Source organism: Luteibacter sp. 621 (genome assembly GCF_050435445.1).
Lineage (GTDB): Bacteria > Pseudomonadota > Gammaproteobacteria > Xanthomonadales > Rhodanobacteraceae > Luteibacter.
On sequence record NZ_JBNDKI010000001.1, the window covers coordinates 185,879 to 200,496 of the forward strand.

Sequence of the window (14,618 nt, forward strand, 5' to 3'; positions counted from 1 at the left end):
CTCCTACAGGGGCGTGCGTTGTTTGGGGGGCCTACCTAGTGGTAGGCTAAGTGCATGAGTACCCAGCAGAAATTGATCGACTCCGCGCGCTATCTGATCCAGACCCGCGGCTATAACGGCTTCAGCTATGCCGATGTGGCGGAAGAGGTGCAGGTGCGCAAGGCGAGCATCCACCACCACTTCCCCACCAAGGCCGACCTGGCGCTGGCGGTGGTGGAGGAATCGCGCTCGGGGATCGTTGAGCAGACCCGGCTGCTGGCCGATGGCACCTTCGATCCGACGCAGAAGCTGCTGTTCTATACGGGTTACTGGGAGAAGTGCATCGCGGATGCGACCGCGCCGTTCTGCGTCGCCGGCATGCTGGCGGCCGAGCTGCCATCGCTGCCGGAAAACCTGGCCGAGGCCGTACGGGCGCATTTTCGCGACCTTTCCCGTTGGCTCGAGACCATCCTGACCAAAGGCGCCCAGGTGGGCGTATTCCAGCTACGCGGCGCCGCCAGCACCGAGGCGGAGGCATTTATGTCGATCGTTTACGGTGCGATGCTTACGGCGCGGGCCTACGGCGAGCCGGCGAAGTTCGCCGAGGTAGTCCGCAGCGGCCTGGAGCGGCTCATCACCCATCCCAAATCCTGATACGGCGCCATGACGGAACTGCCCTACACCCCGCTCAGCATCGAAGAATCCGTCGAGGCCATCAGGCAGCTCGATATCATTCCTACCATGCTGGACACGGTATGCCGGCTCACCGGCATGCGCTTCGCCGCCGTGGCGCGAGTCACCGAGAAACGCTGGACGGCCTGCTCCGTGCTGGACAGGCTCGACTTCGGCCTTAAGCCCGGCGATGACCTGAAGCTCGAATCCACGATCTGCGACGAGATCCGCCAGCACCACCAGCCGGTGATCTTTGGCCATGCCAGTGCGCACCCGGTGTTTTCCACGCACCACACGCCCCGGCACTACGGCCTTGAGAGCTACGTTTCGGTACCAATCATTACGCGCGACGGCAGCTTCTTCGGCACCCTGTGCGCCATCGATTCGCAGCCGCGCGATTTCGATGAAGGGACGATCGTCAGCACGCTGACGCTGTTCGCATCGCTGATCGCCTCCAACCTCGCGCTGGAAACGCGTGCCCAGGATGCCGAAGCGGCCCTGCAAGCCGAGGTCGATACCGGGACCATGCGCGAAACCTTCCTGGCCATCGTGGGGCACGACCTCCGCAGCCCGCTCCAGGGGGCACGGCTGATTGCCGACGAGCTTGCGCCATTGCAGCAGACGGACCGGGCGAAGCGGCTGGTCACGCATCTGGACAACAGCATCAAGCGCATGGCCCGGCTCATCGACGACATCATGGATTTCGCCCGCGGCCGCCTGGGTGGCGGTGTACCGATGGATCGCGTGGAGCGCCACGATTTCCTCGACGTGCTGCGCCTTGCGGTCGATGAAGTGGCAAGCGGTCATCCTGGTCGCCCCGTCGTGTTGCGCGGCACGCTGGAGCGTCCGGTGTCGTTCGATAGCGACCGCATGCGCCAGCTGCTTGCCAACCTGCTCAATAACGCCATCACCTACGGCGAACCGACCCGGCCCATTACCCTCACGGTGACCGAAGCGGAGCAGGAAGTGGCGATTTCCGTGCATAACGATGGCGAGCCCATCGCGCCGGACATGATCGATCACCTCTTCGATCCCTTCGTGCGGCCCGATCCCCAAACGCCACGGCCAGGGCTCGGCCTCGGCCTGTTCATCGCTTCGGAAATCGCGCGTGGCCACGGCGGCGCCATCTCGGTGAAATCGAGCCAGGAGGGCGGCACGCGTTTTGAGGTTCGCTTTCCGCGCTTTAGCTAAGCGCGTCGTAATGCGGCGCTCGACCGACGCGGCGGCTGGCCTGCATTACGTCGTCGAGCGAAGCGTCGTTACAAGATCGAGCACGGCCAGGAGTTGGCGGCGCTGATAGGGCTTTGACAGGAACACGCTGCCCACCGGAATCTGGGCTTGCGTAAGGCTGTAACGACCGGAAACGATAATCAGCCCGATGGTGAGCCAGTGTGCATGAATGTGGTGCGCAAGCTCCACGCCGTTCATCGGGCCCTGCATGTCCACGTCAGTAAGCACGGCATTCGGCTTCAGTCCGCCGTTTAAGAGCGCGAGTGCCTCTTCGGCGCTGTGGGCGGCCACCGCCTGCCACCCGGCATGCTCCAGCACCTCGCAGGCGACTGCGCACAGGTCTTCGTCATCTTCAACGACCAGTACGTGCCGGGGCTCGTCGCTAGCCGGCATCACGTGCGGCGATGCCAGTACCACCTCTGCCTGCGGCGCTTCGGGCGGCTCAAACGGCGCCGGCGCGCTTCGAGCAAAGAAGCGCTCATTGAGGCGAAAGGTATTCGTCTGGTTCACCAGGGCGCGGATATCTGCCGCGAGTTCACGACCATCCCCTCTGGAGCCGAAGAACAGCACGCGGTCCTCTTCAATCGAAACGCGGGCAAAGCCGACCTTACCCCGCAGCCGCTCCACTTCCGCCTCGAACATCTCCACCCATTCGCGCGTGGGCACCTGATCGAGCAGCGCCACCATGGGCGCGTCACGCACCGAATCGACCGACTCTTTGAGCGGGGGGACTTCGAACCCGACGACGCGGGGGTTGTTCTGATCGGGCATGGCGCGTCCGGGCTGCGAGCCTGTGGGGAGCCGCCACGATAGGGGGTGGAGGCGGCGATAGCTACCGCCTCCTCACCACCTGGCCTCACGCCAGGGTACGGACCCCAGCTTCCCGCTCGAAGAACCGCCCTTTGGCGGCCTCAACGAAAGCGGCCGCATCGCTCGCCGTTATGACGCCCTTATCGGTTTCCAGGCCCGCCGCGTCGAACAGCGCCTTGCCACCGTCATCCAGCGCAATCGCCTTAAGGTGCCCGAACGCGTCACGAACAAAGTCCACGGCAGCGGCCTCCTTGCCCAGTTGTCCAGCACCTTCGGCACTCAAAACCACCGCCACGGCATCGAAGTTGATGGATGGCGTCCCCGCCAGTTGCCCATCCGCGACGAGCGTCTTTCCGCCTGAGAGTTTGGCGCCCCCGACCTTGGGGGCAACAATCTTGACGGTGGCACCCGCGGATTCCGCCGCTTTGCTTAGTGCCGCCACGGTCTTGGCATGGGAGCCGTCATTGACGAGGATGCCGACCACGCGCCCCTGCAAGGTCCGCTTCATCTTGCCGATGATCTGCAAGGCAGGAGAGGCTTTCATCTCGATGACTGGCGCACGGGCCTTGGCCGCTGCCGGCAGCTTGTCCATAGCCAGCCCATTTGCCACCCGTCGGGCCAGGTCTTCATCGACATGGCGCAAATGTCCGACCACCGCCTCGCGTACGTGTTCGGTCTCGACCTTTGAAAGTTCAAAGACCAGTGCCGATGCCATGTGAGCCTGCTCGAACGGTGTCTGGCTGATGTAAAACAGGCGGGCCTGGCTGTAGTGGTCGGCGAAGGTTTCCGCCCGCACCCTGCCCCGGCCACCTGCTTCTTCTACTGGTGCCGAGCGAAAGCCGCGCCTTGCGTCCTCGTAAGGGGCATCTTTCTGTAGTGAGCTCGGCTCGTACGCCACCCGCCCCTTGGGCACCTGCTGCTGCATGTGGCCATCGCGCTGGTGATTCGCGAATGGGCACTTGGGCGCGTTGATCGGTAGCTGATGGAAATTCGGCGACCCCAGCCGCGAGAGCTGCGTATCCAGGTAAGAGAACAAGCGCCCTTGCAGCAGTGGGTCGTTGCTGAAATCCAGGCCCGGCACGAGATGCGAGGGGCAAAATGCAACCTGCTCGGTCTCGGCGAAGAAGTTATCGGGCCAGCGGTCGAGCACCATGCGCCCGATGATCTTCAGTGGCACCAGTTCCTCCGGAATCAGCTTGGTCGCATCCAGATGATCGAACGGGAACTGTGCTGCCTGATCTTCCGTGAACAGCTGCACGCCGAGGTCCCATTCCGGGTAGTTCCCTGCCTGGATCGCTTCAAACAAATCACGCCGGTGGAAATCGGGATCCGCACCGGCAAGCTTTACGGCTTCATCCCACACGGTGGATTGCAGGCCGAGCCTGGGCCGCCAATGGAATTTGACGAAGGTGCTCTGGCCCTTCGCATTAACCAGGCGGAAGGAGTGGACCCCGAACCCTTCCATCATCCTCAGCGAGCGCGGGATGGTCCGGTCCGACATCGCCCACATGATCATGTGGATGGACTCGGGCGTGAGTGAGATGAAATCCCAAAAGGTATCGTGGGCCGTCGCCGCCTGCGGGAACCCACGATCGGGCTCCATTTTCACCGCGTGGACCAGGTCGGGGAACTTGAGTGCATCCTGGATAAAGAACACCGGGATGTTGTTACCAACGAGATCCCAGTTGCCCTCCTTGGTATAGAGCTTCACCGCGAAACCACGCACATCGCGGGGTGTATCCACCGACCCCGCCCCACCGGCCACGGTCGAGAACCGGGTGAATACAGGGGTCTTCTCCCCGACCTCGGTCAGTACCTTTGCGGTCGTGTATTTCGAAAGCGAGGCCGTGAGTTCAAAGAATCCATGGGCGGCGGTACCGCGGGCATGAACGATGCGCTCCGGAATCCGCTCGTGATCAAAGTGGGTGATCTTCTCGCGCAGGATAAAGTCTTCCAGAAGCACCGGACCGCGCTCGCCCACCTTCAGGGAGTTCTGATCGTCACTGACCGGCACACCCTGGTTGGTGGTCAGCGCCGGGTGCGAACCTCCTGCCTGCTGATGAAGCTCATCGCCGGTTCCGCGGGTATCGGCGGACGTTCCCTTCGCGCTCTTCGCTTTGCTGACCATGGCTGACCTCGGCGTTGGTTAGCCTTGGACCGTGCGCGCGGGCACGTATACGTAGGGTCTAGCCCGTGGCGGGCATACATTCACCGACGCTATCGCCCTGATCAAAAGGAACGATTGGATCGCCCGGCTGTTGCAACGCATCATCCACGGGACGCCATGACGGCGCACTGCCCTTGAGCCCTACCCCATGAATGCTTCGATTTCCTCGCCAGCCCGCTGGCTGCCGCTGGCCCTGGTGCTGGTGGCGACGGCCTCCTGGGCCATGTCGACTGACCTGCACTCGGCCGCGCCGACGCCGCTGGGCGGTGTTGGCACCATCCTTCCCTATGGCGCCGCGAGGCACGACGCGACGGCCGCCGGCACGTCGGTGCTGCCCTATGGCGCCATGAGTACCCAAGCCGCGAATGACCGCGACACCATTCTTCCTTACGGCGCGATCAGCCATGCGAAGGCTATCCCTTCAGAAGCGATCCTGCCGTATGGCGCGATGGGGCCGCGCGTCGCACCTTGACGAACAACGCTGCTAACGCCCCGTGCGTTCGCCCACGAGTTAGCCGACGACGATTCGACGTGGCGCTCTCATAGGTGCAGTGACAAACCCTTGATTACCTTGTCGACCGCATTGCGCGGCCCGCGTACCGCGAGGCCTACGAGATTCATGGTCTCGACGCCCTCCTCGCGGAACACCCGACGATTTTCCTCATCGTTGCCGGTACTGAACATCGCTTCGATGTAGGGAACAACGGTAATCTCGCGCTCGATCGCCTTGTGCCTCACCTTCCTCAAGGCATCGCCATCCGAGCCGTAAATCATCATCGGCTGGATAAGCATGCGCCCGTACTGCACGTCGGCTGCATCGATGTACGGCTCACCGATCGCCTCGGGTGCGGAGGCAGCAATGCCCGTGGCGAGAAAGGCCACGACATTCAGTTTCTGCCAGGTTGCCAGGTCCTCGCGGACGACCAGGGCTACTTTCGTATCGAACATGAAGGATCTCGATTGGGCTACCGCCCTGAGGATCCGCCTTCAGCCTGCCCGGGCTATAGAACGTTTGTGCACGCCTGCTGGTACGCGCCCGGCGTGATGCCAAACGCGCGACGGAACCATCGGCCGAGATGGCTCTGGTCTGCGAAGCCCACGGCACTCGCGACATCGGCCGGCGTATCGCCCAGCGCCAGACGCTGGCGGGCGGCGCGGAGGCGCAGGTTGACCAGGTACGCGTGGGGCGACTGGCCAAACGCCGTGGTGAAGTGGCGATTCAGGCGGAAGCGGTCGATGCCGGATTGCTCGACCAGATCGTTGAGGCTGACATCTGCGGACAGGTGCTCGTGCAGATAATCGCGAACACGGTTCATAGCGGTGGAAGGCGCGACCTCGGGTGCGGGCTCGACCTTATCGAGATGCCCCGCCAGGCCGGCCACCAGACGGTTCAGGCTCAGATCCCGCGCAAGCTTGCCTTCACCACCATGGATCGCCGCGAACGAGCGAACGATGGCATCACGCAGGCCGTCGTCGTCAGCGAGCGTCTCGCGGAACCGCGTGCTCAGCCCTGCGCTCACCGAAGGCGAACGCCCCTCCAGCGCCTCGCGTAACCACGGCTGCGGTAGGTACAGCATGACGTAGGTGAAACCCGCCTCTTCCGGCGCATGCCCATCGTGCACTGCACCAGGCTCGATCAGGATGATCCGGCCGCGTGTACTCGTGTGCACCGAGCGGCCACAGCGAAACCGCTGTACGCCATCCTGCGTGACCCCGATCAGCACCTCGTCGTGCGCGTGGGCATCGTAGGCATGGCCGCGGAAATGCGCCTGCATGCTTTCGATGCCGGTTTCCGCATCCCGGCGAAGCTGGAACCAGTTATCGGTGGTGCGGGACACGCCGGGCATGGCGCCAAGTATGCCCACGGCGCGGACCGGAAAACCATGCGCGGCGAATTTCCGGCCACCGTCCACTGCGTTGACGTGGTTCTCACATTTCGAGCAACCAGCTCTGCGACACTCCGCCAATTCGCACGATCTAAATGGGGAAATTTAGACGTTTAAATAGGTTCGTGCGCACGCTTTGCCAGGCCGGATCATCGCCCACGATCTGGCCGGGGAGTGGCGGGGGGAGGCGCAGCCTCAAGCCCCACAGTGGGTATTCCAGAGGAGCGCTTCTACTTATGAAGCTCGGTGCATGGCGCATTCGCGCACAATCCCTGCTGGCCGCGGCCAGCCTGACAGCCATGGCTGTCGCCTTCCCCACCCCCGCCGCGGAGCAGGCCCAAGCGGCCAGCTCGTTAAGTGACGGCCCCACTGCCATGGCGCGGGCACGCGTGGCAGCCGATGTGTTGATGAGTTCGTACGACCCGGACAAGGCCTGGTTTCCGTCCAGCTGGTGGAACTCGGCCGTGGCCCTGCAGACCATTGGCGATTACATGCAGCGCACCGGTGATCGGCGCTACATCGGCCAGTTGAACAACACCTTCGAAAAGGACAAGGGTGTATTCCCCGCCGGCGTACTCTCCGGCGATCCGCTGCTGGGCAACTTCACCAGCCGCGCCATCGATGATTCCGAATGGTGGGGCCTCACCTGGCTGCAAGCCTACGACCTGACCCACGATCCCAAGTACCTCAACATGGCGATTACCATCGCCAATTACGTGTACGGCTACTGGGACACCAGCACCTGCGGTGGTGGCGTGTGGTGGGATGGCGAGCGTACCTACAAGAACGCCATTACCAATGGTTTGTGGATCCGCCTCACCGCCGAACTGCATAACCGCATCCCTGGCGATACGCTGTGGCTCGGCCGTTCCAAAACCGCGTGGACCTGGTTCCAGAACAGCGGCATGATCAATGCCGATGGCCAGGTGAACGATGGCCTCACCAACGCCTGTACCAACAACGGCCAGAACGTGTGGTCGTATAACCAGGGCCTGGCGATTGGTGGCGGCCTGGAATTGTTCCGTGCCACCCGTGATCCGAAGATCCTGGCCTCCGTGCGCCGGCTGGCGGATGCGGCGATCGGCCCGAACGCGCTGGTAAAGAACGGCGTCCTTACCGAAATCTGCGACGCCACGGACCAGACCTGCGACGACAACGGCAAGCAGTTCAAGGGCATTTTCATGCGCTACTGGACTGACCTGGTCGATACCACCCACGACCGTGGTTACGCCGCCTTCCTCGATAACCAGGCCGATAGCATCTGGAACGATGATCGCGACGCGGCAGGACGCCTCGGTACGCGCTGGACCGGCGCCACCAGCGACGATCACCCCAACGTGTTCGACTGGCGCACGCAGGCCAGCGCGCTTAGCGCCCTGGTCGGCAACGTACCGGTGTTCACCCCGCTCACTTCACTGGCCGCCACCATGTCGCCGGCGCAGCCGGTGGTGATGCCCTCGGCATCGGGCACCACGACCATCCCGGTGCAGCTGAGCAGCTCGGCAACGGGCTTCTTCCCGCTGTTCGCGCTGGCCTCTGTCGAAGCACCGTCGGGCTGGAGCGTTACGCCGCGCTCGTCACTGGTACGCCTGCAGCCGCACGGCAATGCCGTGCCGGTAAGCAGCACGTTGCCGCTGACGATCAAGGTACCGGGTACGGCCACCGATGGGCACCACACCGTCACGGCGAACCTCGTGGCAGCCGGCTTGCGCTTCAGCACCCAGGCCGATGTGTTGATCGCCCACAGCATCAACTTCGATACCGGCACCGTCGATGAGAACCCGTGGCTGTTCGATCCCGCCAACTCACAGAGCAATGGCGTGCAGAACCGCTTCGCCGATGGCAATGCGCACTTCACGTACCGGTTCCCGTTCCCGAGCGACACCACCTCGGCACAGGTCACCCTGACCATCGATGCCGAGTTCCTGGTGCAGGTGAGCTCGGATAACCAGACCTGGACGACCGTGCTGCAGGAAACGCGGCCGATCACCGATGGATCGAACAAGGCCGATCGCACGATCGATCTCACGCCCTACCTCACGACGGGTGCGGACGGTTCGAAGCCGGTGTACCTGAAGGTCTCCGATTCCTTCCCCAACGATGGTTGGGGCGGGCGCGTGTATCACGTGACGGCGAATATCGTCGAGTAAGCACAGGGGTGCCTCCGTCCTCGCCCTAACGGGGACGGAGGCGTTAGCCGAAATGCAGGCCCAGCGCGTTATTGGCACCCGACGGCATCAACGTCGCCATCTCTTTCTGCAGGTAATCGACGAAGCTGCGCACGCGCGGTGGCTGGAAGGTATTGGCGTGGTACAGCGCATGGATGGGCGATGGCGCCGACCATGCCGGAGCATGGACCAGCACCAGGCGCCCTTCGCGAACATCGTTGGCTACCGCCCACAGTTGGCGGTAGGCGAAGCCGCGGCCGAGTACCGCCCAGGTGCGGATGACTTCGCTATCGGTGCTTTCGTGGTAACGCCTTACCCGCACCACGGCGTCGCCAAGACGCCATTCGTTGCGCGGGCCGGCGTTGGTGGTAATGACCAGCGTGGGTAGATCGGCCAGGTCTTCGGGATGCGTTGGCATGCCCTGTGTCGCTACGCACGTGGGCGATGCACAAACCACGCGCCAACTATCGGCCAGATGGCGGGCGACGAGATCGGTGTCCTCAAGGGGACCGACCCGAATGGCGACATCGACATCATCGGGTACGAAGCGCGAGAGCGAATCGGACAGGGTCAGCACGATGCGCACGTCGGGATGCTGGACCATGAAGCGATCGAGAATGTGGACGATGACATTGCGACCCAGATCCGACGGCGTCGAAACGCGCAACGTGCCGCTGATGCGATTGACGCCCGTACGCACAGCCTGCTCCGCCTCGCGCATGGTCTCGATCGCCATGCGGCAGGAAGCGATGTAGGCACGGCCTTCGTCAGTGAGCCGGAGCTGGCGTGTCGTCCGCTCGAACAGCCGTGCACCGAGTGAGGCCTCGATGCGCTGGACGCAGGCGCTGGCCGCCGCCGGCGAGAGCCCCGCACGCCGGCCGGCGGAAGACAGGCTGCCAAGGTCCGCCGCATCGACGAGGAGCTGCATGTCGCTCAGGCGGTTCATGGGAGGGGCCTTGGCGGGGGCGATGGCTCGAATCATCTTCAACTTACGTTTGAAGGTCAATTCAGACCGAGGCTCATTATCAAATTCACCCGGCAGCGGGATGATCCGGACACCCCAACCAAGGAGCACCCCATGTCCCGCCTGCCCATCCCCCTGCTGGCCACCCTGCTCGCCCTGGCCACCGCCCCGTCCTTCGCCGCCGCCTCCGATGCCATGCCGGTCCCCAAGGAACTGATCGGCGCCTGGACGCTGGTCCGCTGCGACAACGTCTACCCCGATGGGCACCGGGTGGAACTCTACGGCCCCTCGCCGGAAGGCATGTGGCTCATCGATGCCCAGGGCGACTACATGATGCAGATCGTCCGCGCGAAGCGGATGCCGTTCGCGGTGAACGACAAATCGAAAGGTACGCCTGAGGAATACAAGGCCGCTTCGATGGACAGCAATGCGCACTTCGGCCATGTGAGCGCGGATGGACACACCATGCACAGCCAGATTGTGCGGGCATCATTTCCCAATTGGGATGGCAAGGGAGGCGATACGGCCTACACGCTTAAGGACGATGAGCTGACGTATACGGTGGCAAAGCCTTCGAGTGGGGCAGCGGAGGGGGCGCATGGGGAGGTGGTTTGGCGGCGATCACGTCAGTGAACGCGGGCAAGAGCCGGTGCTCGCAAGCGTGTGAATCCATGCCTCCATGGCCTCCATGGCCTCCGGAACGTGTTCCCTGGCCATGAAGGCCAGGCGCGCTCAGTCGATCACGCTGAAGAACACCACCGAGCCCACCTGTCGGTGGTCGGCATCGAACAGCGGGCGTGCGGAAACCCTCAGGAGGTGGCGCACGCCATCACAGCGCTTGATCACCAGGCGCTCATCGCGGGTCGTCTTCTGGTTGAGCACGGCCCGGGCCAGGGGAAGATCGGTGGAGGGGTACGGGCGGCCATCTTCGGTAAAGACACCATGGAGTGCGCTGTAGTCTTCAACACCCGCACCGATGCGCGGTGTTTCGAGGATATCGGTGGCCATCTCATTGGCAAACACCATGTCGCCAGCGGCATCGGTGATAACGATTCCCTCGCCTTCCCTGCCCGGCCCCGCCAGGCGCACAAGCTCCGCCACATCCGCGCTCAGACCACTTACACCCATTGCCCATGCCCTCGTATCGCCACGCTCGCGACCATGAAAGCGTGCCAAAGGTCAGGATGGCGTGACGCGGTACGGGGGATGGTGGCACCGGTTCTCGACGGAAAGTGGCGCCATTTCGGCAACGCTCTCGCGCCAAGCCACGACTTCAGGCAGTTGTTACCAAGGCGTCAGGCGCCTTCATAGTCCTCAACAACAGGACCAACAGCGCGATCGCCAACACCGCTGCCACCGACATGGCCCACGCCATCGCCACCAGCGGATCGCCACCGATAAACCCCACGAGCGCACCCGCCGACGAACCCGCGATCATCTGGATACCGCGCAAAAGTGCAGCGGCACTGCCAGCAGCGCGCCCCATGTTGCCCAGCGCCGTGTGGGTCGCCGTCGGCATGATGATCCCCGCGCACGCATTACTCAGCACCACCAGGGCAGCGCACAATGGAATAGAGCCTGCGCCACGCCAGGCCACGCCGGCAAGCACCATGCAGATCACAAGGTTGGCCACGACCGCACTGCCGAGGACGCGGTGCCGCCCGAAGCGGGCCGACAGCCGCATATTGAATGCCGCACCGGTGATGGTGCCTGCGGCCGTGCAGGCAAAGATCACGCCGTAAAGCGAAGGCGTCGCACCCAACAGATTCATGAATACCGCGGACGAGCCAGTGATATAGGCGAACATCACCCCGAACGTCGCCGCAAGTAGGCCGGTGGAAAGCAGATACGTGCGATCCCCCAACACGGTGCGGTACGACGCTATCGCCGAGCCGAGGACGCTTGTCTTCTGTCGGTTCGCATCGAGCGGTGCGGTCTCCGCATAGCCGAGCGCCGCGAGCGCAAACAACACGACGCCAAGGGCGGCGAGTGTCTCGTGGATAGCACGCCAGCCGGCAAAGGCCAGCACAGCAGCACCTAGCAAGGGCGCCACCAATGGCGCCACGCCATTGACCAGCGCCACATACGATTGCCGCGAGAGCGCCAGTTCATCGCGATAGACATCACGCACGATCGCGGCAGGTAGTGACGCGGCAGCACCCGCGCCTACGCCCCCGATGAAGCGCAACAGCAGTAACGAATGCACTGAGCCCGAGAGCCCACAGCCGAGCGCAGCCAGCGAGAACACCGCAACGCCGAACAACAGGACCGGCTTGCGCCCATAGCGATCGGACAGCGGGCCGAAAAACACCGGCCCGATCGAGAAGCCAAGGAGAAACAGCGTGAGGGTCTGCGTTGCCTGGGCCATGCCGATGCCGAACTCGGCCTGCAACCCGGGCAAGCCAGGCAGGCCCGCATCGGTGCCGAACGGGGGAAGCGCGGAAAGCAGGCCCAGCATGACGACATAGAGGGGCGAGGCGGTGGAAATGGCGCGGGAGGACATGGGCAGGCCCGGTGCTGTATCGTATGATGGTACAGACAGTGTACCGCGATACGGTACAGGAGCAACCCATGGCGCCATCCCACCCTGCTGGCATTCAGGTGATTTCCCGTGCGGCGGCGGTCCTGCGCGAGGTCACCGCCCACGGCGAAGGTCGCAGCCTCGGCCAGCTCGCGGCCGCGACAGGCCTAGCCCGTTCCACTGTCCAACGGATCGTGGATGCCCTGGAAGCCGAACATCTGGTCCAGGCAGGCGCTGGCGGGGTCCGGCCCGGCTGGGGGCTGCGACGCCTCGGTGAACTGGCCGGGCCAAGCATCGCCCGCGAGCTCCGGCCGCAGCTGTACCGGCTGTTCGAGGCCACCCATGAGACCGTGGACCTATCGACCCTGGCCGGCGACGAAGTGCTGTTCCTGGACCGCTTCCTCTCCGACCAGGGAGTACGCGCGGTGCCCGAGGTGGGCATGACCTACCCCGCCTACAGCATGGCCAACGGCAAGGCGATGCTGGCGTGCCTTCCGAACGAAGACATCTACGCCATGTACGGCCAGGGCAACCTGAAGCAGCTCACGCCGGCCACACTGCCAACGGTCAAGGCGCTCATCGTCGAGCTGGATGCCATTCGCGCTGGCGGCTTCGCTTACGACGTCGAAGAGCATGCGCCGGGGCACTGCGCTATTGGCATCAGCCTAGGGAAACGCGATGGCCAATGGGTGTCGGCGTCAGTGGTGCTGCCCAGCAGCCGATACGAAAATAGTAAATTGAACGTTGAACTTGCGCTGCATGCACTACGCGAAGGGTCAGCCTAAGGCGTGCCGTCCGCTGCCAGCTTTCCGACCTGGCGGATGACCGCCGCATAGCTATGTGGCACAGCGGGCATCACGACGGGGAATGCCTGCGATGGCACCATGCCGATGCCCTCGTGGTTCCGGCCCTCGGCGTCGACGTAGACTTCCGTCGACATGGACAGGACCCAGCCGTTGGGCAGCCCCTTCTCAGTGGCATCAGAAAAGATGCCTTGCGTAGCCTCACCCACCTGAACCACACCCGGAATCTCACGCATGCGCATGGTGAAAACTTCTGCCGCGCTGGAGGTCAAGACGCTGGTTAGCAGGTAAACGGGATGGCGATAGTGAGCGCCTGCGGACGGTGTCGTCGTGAACGTCTGCACTTGGTCGCCCTTATAAGCGCGCTTGCTGTAGGCCGGCGTCACCCTGTCCACGAAACGCGCGGCGATGTCGGCAGAGATTTCATCGTCGCCGCCGAAGTTATGCGAGATGTCGAGGACCAGAGCCTTTGACGATCGAAGGTCGCCGAACGCCCTGTTGAGCGCAGCGCTAAGGCGGCGGCGGTCGGTGTCCATTCCGCCGGCCGCGGTATAGCCACCCATACCGATCACGGCGAGATAGCCCACGTTTCCCGGCAGCCTCCCCCAGTACATCTTGTTGCCAAGGGCGGTGTGCGCCGTGCCCGGCAGTAGTGTCTTGATCGCCTCGGCTTGCTCACCAGGCATCCAGACGGCATCGATCCAGTCCAGGAACAAAGTGTACTTGTGCTGCTTCGCGTAGATGCCCTGCAAGCCGGCGAAAGCGTCTCCCCGGAACGTGCGCAAACGAAGGGCTTTGCCGTCTACCGTTCCCGACAGACTCGTATGCGCATCGGCCACACCCTGGAACAGATCCGCAAGGAGCGCAGCCAGCGTGCCGTCACCAGTGACTCCTGCCAGCCTAGGCGTCAGTGCCTTGGCGCGCTCAGCCCAACGAACGTCGTGCTCCTTCTCAAAGGGGTAAAACTCGGCAAGCGATGCCGTAAGAGCCGCGAAGATAAACGCCGGCGACTCACGATCCAGGGCCGCCGTACATGCGGATGGGGGCGTCGATACAGCCGTCGAAACGTACCGCGTTCCATCCTTCGACGCAGCGAAGGTCAATGCGCCGGTGGCTGTCTTAGCAAAATACGGAAACTGCTCTGCCAACGCCGCCGCGTCCGGATACGTCGGGTCTGGCCAGCAGAGGCCGCCGGCTTCGTTATAGACGCGAACGCCATCGCGCAGATCGATCAGCATCCCATAGGCCGGAAGCCGCCAGAGCCCGCGTGCCTCGGCAGCGATTGCCTTGCCGTCAAGCAGCGGCTTCAAGGACGCGGCCGAGCCCGCCGCGGCCAAAGGCATAAGGCTCACGCAACCAACGACGATCAGTCCAGCAAGTTTGCAGCACTTCATAGGCGCCGTCCGAATCCATGGGGC

Annotated in this window: 14 protein-coding genes; 6 read left to right on the plus strand and 8 right to left on the minus strand. The window is 63.6% G+C overall.

The genetic code is table 11. From position 1 onward, the window contains the following. Positions 1-54 precede the first annotated feature (54 nt). Positions 55-633, plus strand: coding sequence for a TetR/AcrR family transcriptional regulator (locus ABIE56_RS00875; protein ID WP_429241942.1), 579 nt, complete (start codon positions 55-57; stop codon positions 631-633). A 9-nt stretch (positions 634-642) separates the two neighbouring features. Further along, entirely contained in the window at positions 643-1,842 is a 1,200-nt protein-coding gene (locus ABIE56_RS00880; protein WP_429241943.1) for a GAF domain-containing sensor histidine kinase, read from the plus strand. Between the two features lie 45 nt (positions 1,843-1,887). Here the strand turns inward: ABIE56_RS00880 and ABIE56_RS00885 are convergent, their stop codons facing one another. Next, a complete protein-coding gene (locus tag ABIE56_RS00885; RefSeq protein ID WP_429241944.1) occupies positions 1,888-2,652 on the minus strand; it encodes a response regulator in 765 nt (254 codons plus the stop codon). An 85-nt stretch (positions 2,653-2,737) separates the two neighbouring features. Then, the gene (locus tag ABIE56_RS00890) at positions 2,738-4,819 is read right to left on the minus strand and encodes a catalase (protein WP_429241945.1); all 2,082 of its coding nucleotides are present in this window, start codon (positions 4,817-4,819) and stop codon (positions 2,738-2,740) included. A gap of 187 nt (positions 4,820-5,006) precedes the next feature. On the opposite strand from ABIE56_RS00890, the gene ABIE56_RS00895 reads away from it, so the two are divergent. Beyond that, entirely contained in the window at positions 5,007-5,330 is a 324-nt protein-coding gene (locus ABIE56_RS00895) for a hypothetical protein (RefSeq protein WP_429241946.1), read from the plus strand. Positions 5,331-5,398: 68 nt separating this feature from the next. Here ABIE56_RS00895 and ABIE56_RS00900 read toward each other — a convergent pair whose 3' ends face one another. Then, positions 5,399-5,806, minus strand: coding sequence for a DUF2000 family protein (locus ABIE56_RS00900; protein WP_429241947.1), 408 nt, complete (start codon positions 5,804-5,806; stop codon positions 5,399-5,401). A 53-nt stretch (positions 5,807-5,859) separates the two neighbouring features. Next, a complete protein-coding gene (locus ABIE56_RS00905) occupies positions 5,860-6,696 on the minus strand; it encodes an AraC family ligand binding domain-containing protein (protein WP_429241948.1) in 837 nt (278 codons plus the stop codon). A 284-nt stretch (positions 6,697-6,980) separates the two neighbouring features. Between ABIE56_RS00905 and ABIE56_RS00910 the strand changes: the two genes are divergently transcribed. Then, positions 6,981-8,894 (plus strand): glycoside hydrolase family 76 protein, encoded by a 1,914-nt coding sequence (locus ABIE56_RS00910; protein WP_429241949.1) that lies wholly within the window; start codon positions 6,981-6,983, stop codon positions 8,892-8,894. 43 nt (positions 8,895-8,937) lie between these two features. Here the strand turns inward: ABIE56_RS00910 and ABIE56_RS00915 are convergent, their stop codons facing one another. Next, positions 8,938-9,858 (minus strand): LysR family transcriptional regulator, encoded by a 921-nt coding sequence (locus ABIE56_RS00915; protein ID WP_429241950.1) that lies wholly within the window; start codon positions 9,856-9,858, stop codon positions 8,938-8,940. Between the two features lie 132 nt (positions 9,859-9,990). On the opposite strand from ABIE56_RS00915, the gene ABIE56_RS00920 reads away from it, so the two are divergent. Further along, positions 9,991-10,509, plus strand: a complete 519-nt coding sequence (locus ABIE56_RS00920) for a lipocalin-like domain-containing protein (protein WP_429241951.1) — start codon at positions 9,991-9,993, stop codon at positions 10,507-10,509. 99 nt (positions 10,510-10,608) lie between these two features. Here the strand turns inward: ABIE56_RS00920 and ABIE56_RS00925 are convergent, their stop codons facing one another. Beyond that, positions 10,609-11,004 carry a PAS domain-containing protein gene (locus ABIE56_RS00925; RefSeq protein ID WP_429241952.1) on the minus strand — a complete coding sequence of 132 codons (396 nt, stop codon included), beginning with the start codon at positions 11,002-11,004 and terminating at the stop codon, positions 10,609-10,611. Between the two features lie 145 nt (positions 11,005-11,149). Then, the gene (locus tag ABIE56_RS00930; RefSeq protein WP_429241953.1) at positions 11,150-12,379 is read right to left on the minus strand and encodes a multidrug effflux MFS transporter; all 1,230 of its coding nucleotides are present in this window, start codon (positions 12,377-12,379) and stop codon (positions 11,150-11,152) included. A gap of 68 nt (positions 12,380-12,447) precedes the next feature. Between ABIE56_RS00930 and ABIE56_RS00935 the strand changes: the two genes are divergently transcribed. Then, complete coding sequence (locus ABIE56_RS00935) at positions 12,448-13,182, plus strand: IclR family transcriptional regulator (RefSeq protein ID WP_429241954.1); 735 nt, start codon at positions 12,448-12,450, stop codon at positions 13,180-13,182. Here the strand turns inward: ABIE56_RS00935 and ABIE56_RS00940 are convergent. Further along, positions 13,179-14,510: a S41 family peptidase gene (locus tag ABIE56_RS00940; protein ID WP_429241955.1), complete on the minus strand. Its 1,332-nt coding sequence runs from the start codon at positions 14,508-14,510 to the stop codon at positions 13,179-13,181. The two genes, ABIE56_RS00935 and ABIE56_RS00940, sit on opposite strands and share 4 nt — an antisense overlap. Positions 14,511-14,618 lie beyond the last annotated feature (108 nt).

Bases quoted from the DNA above. Each gene is read 5' to 3' on its own strand.
- ABIE56_RS00875 (WP_429241942.1), top strand. From the start codon at position 55: ATGAGTACCCAGCAGAAATTGATCGACTCCGCGCGCTATCTGATCCAG.
- ABIE56_RS00880 (WP_429241943.1), top strand. From the start codon at position 643: ATGACGGAACTGCCCTACACCCCGCTCAGCATCGAAGAATCCGTCGAG.
- ABIE56_RS00885 (WP_429241944.1), bottom strand. From the start codon at position 2,652: ATGCCCGATCAGAACAACCCCCGCGTCGTCGGGTTCGAAGTCCCCCCG.
- ABIE56_RS00890 (WP_429241945.1), bottom strand. From the start codon at position 4,819: ATGGTCAGCAAAGCGAAGAGCGCGAAGGGAACGTCCGCCGATACCCGC.
- ABIE56_RS00895 (WP_429241946.1), top strand. From the start codon at position 5,007: ATGAATGCTTCGATTTCCTCGCCAGCCCGCTGGCTGCCGCTGGCCCTG.
- ABIE56_RS00900 (WP_429241947.1), bottom strand. From the start codon at position 5,806: ATGTTCGATACGAAAGTAGCCCTGGTCGTCCGCGAGGACCTGGCAACC.
- ABIE56_RS00910 (WP_429241949.1), top strand. From the start codon at position 6,981: ATGAAGCTCGGTGCATGGCGCATTCGCGCACAATCCCTGCTGGCCGCG.
- ABIE56_RS00915 (WP_429241950.1), bottom strand. From the start codon at position 9,858: ATGAACCGCCTGAGCGACATGCAGCTCCTCGTCGATGCGGCGGACCTT.
- ABIE56_RS00920 (WP_429241951.1), top strand. From the start codon at position 9,991: ATGTCCCGCCTGCCCATCCCCCTGCTGGCCACCCTGCTCGCCCTGGCC.
- ABIE56_RS00925 (WP_429241952.1), bottom strand. From the start codon at position 11,004: ATGGGTGTAAGTGGTCTGAGCGCGGATGTGGCGGAGCTTGTGCGCCTG.
- ABIE56_RS00930 (WP_429241953.1), bottom strand. From the start codon at position 12,379: ATGTCCTCCCGCGCCATTTCCACCGCCTCGCCCCTCTATGTCGTCATG.
- ABIE56_RS00935 (WP_429241954.1), top strand. From the start codon at position 12,448: ATGGCGCCATCCCACCCTGCTGGCATTCAGGTGATTTCCCGTGCGGCG.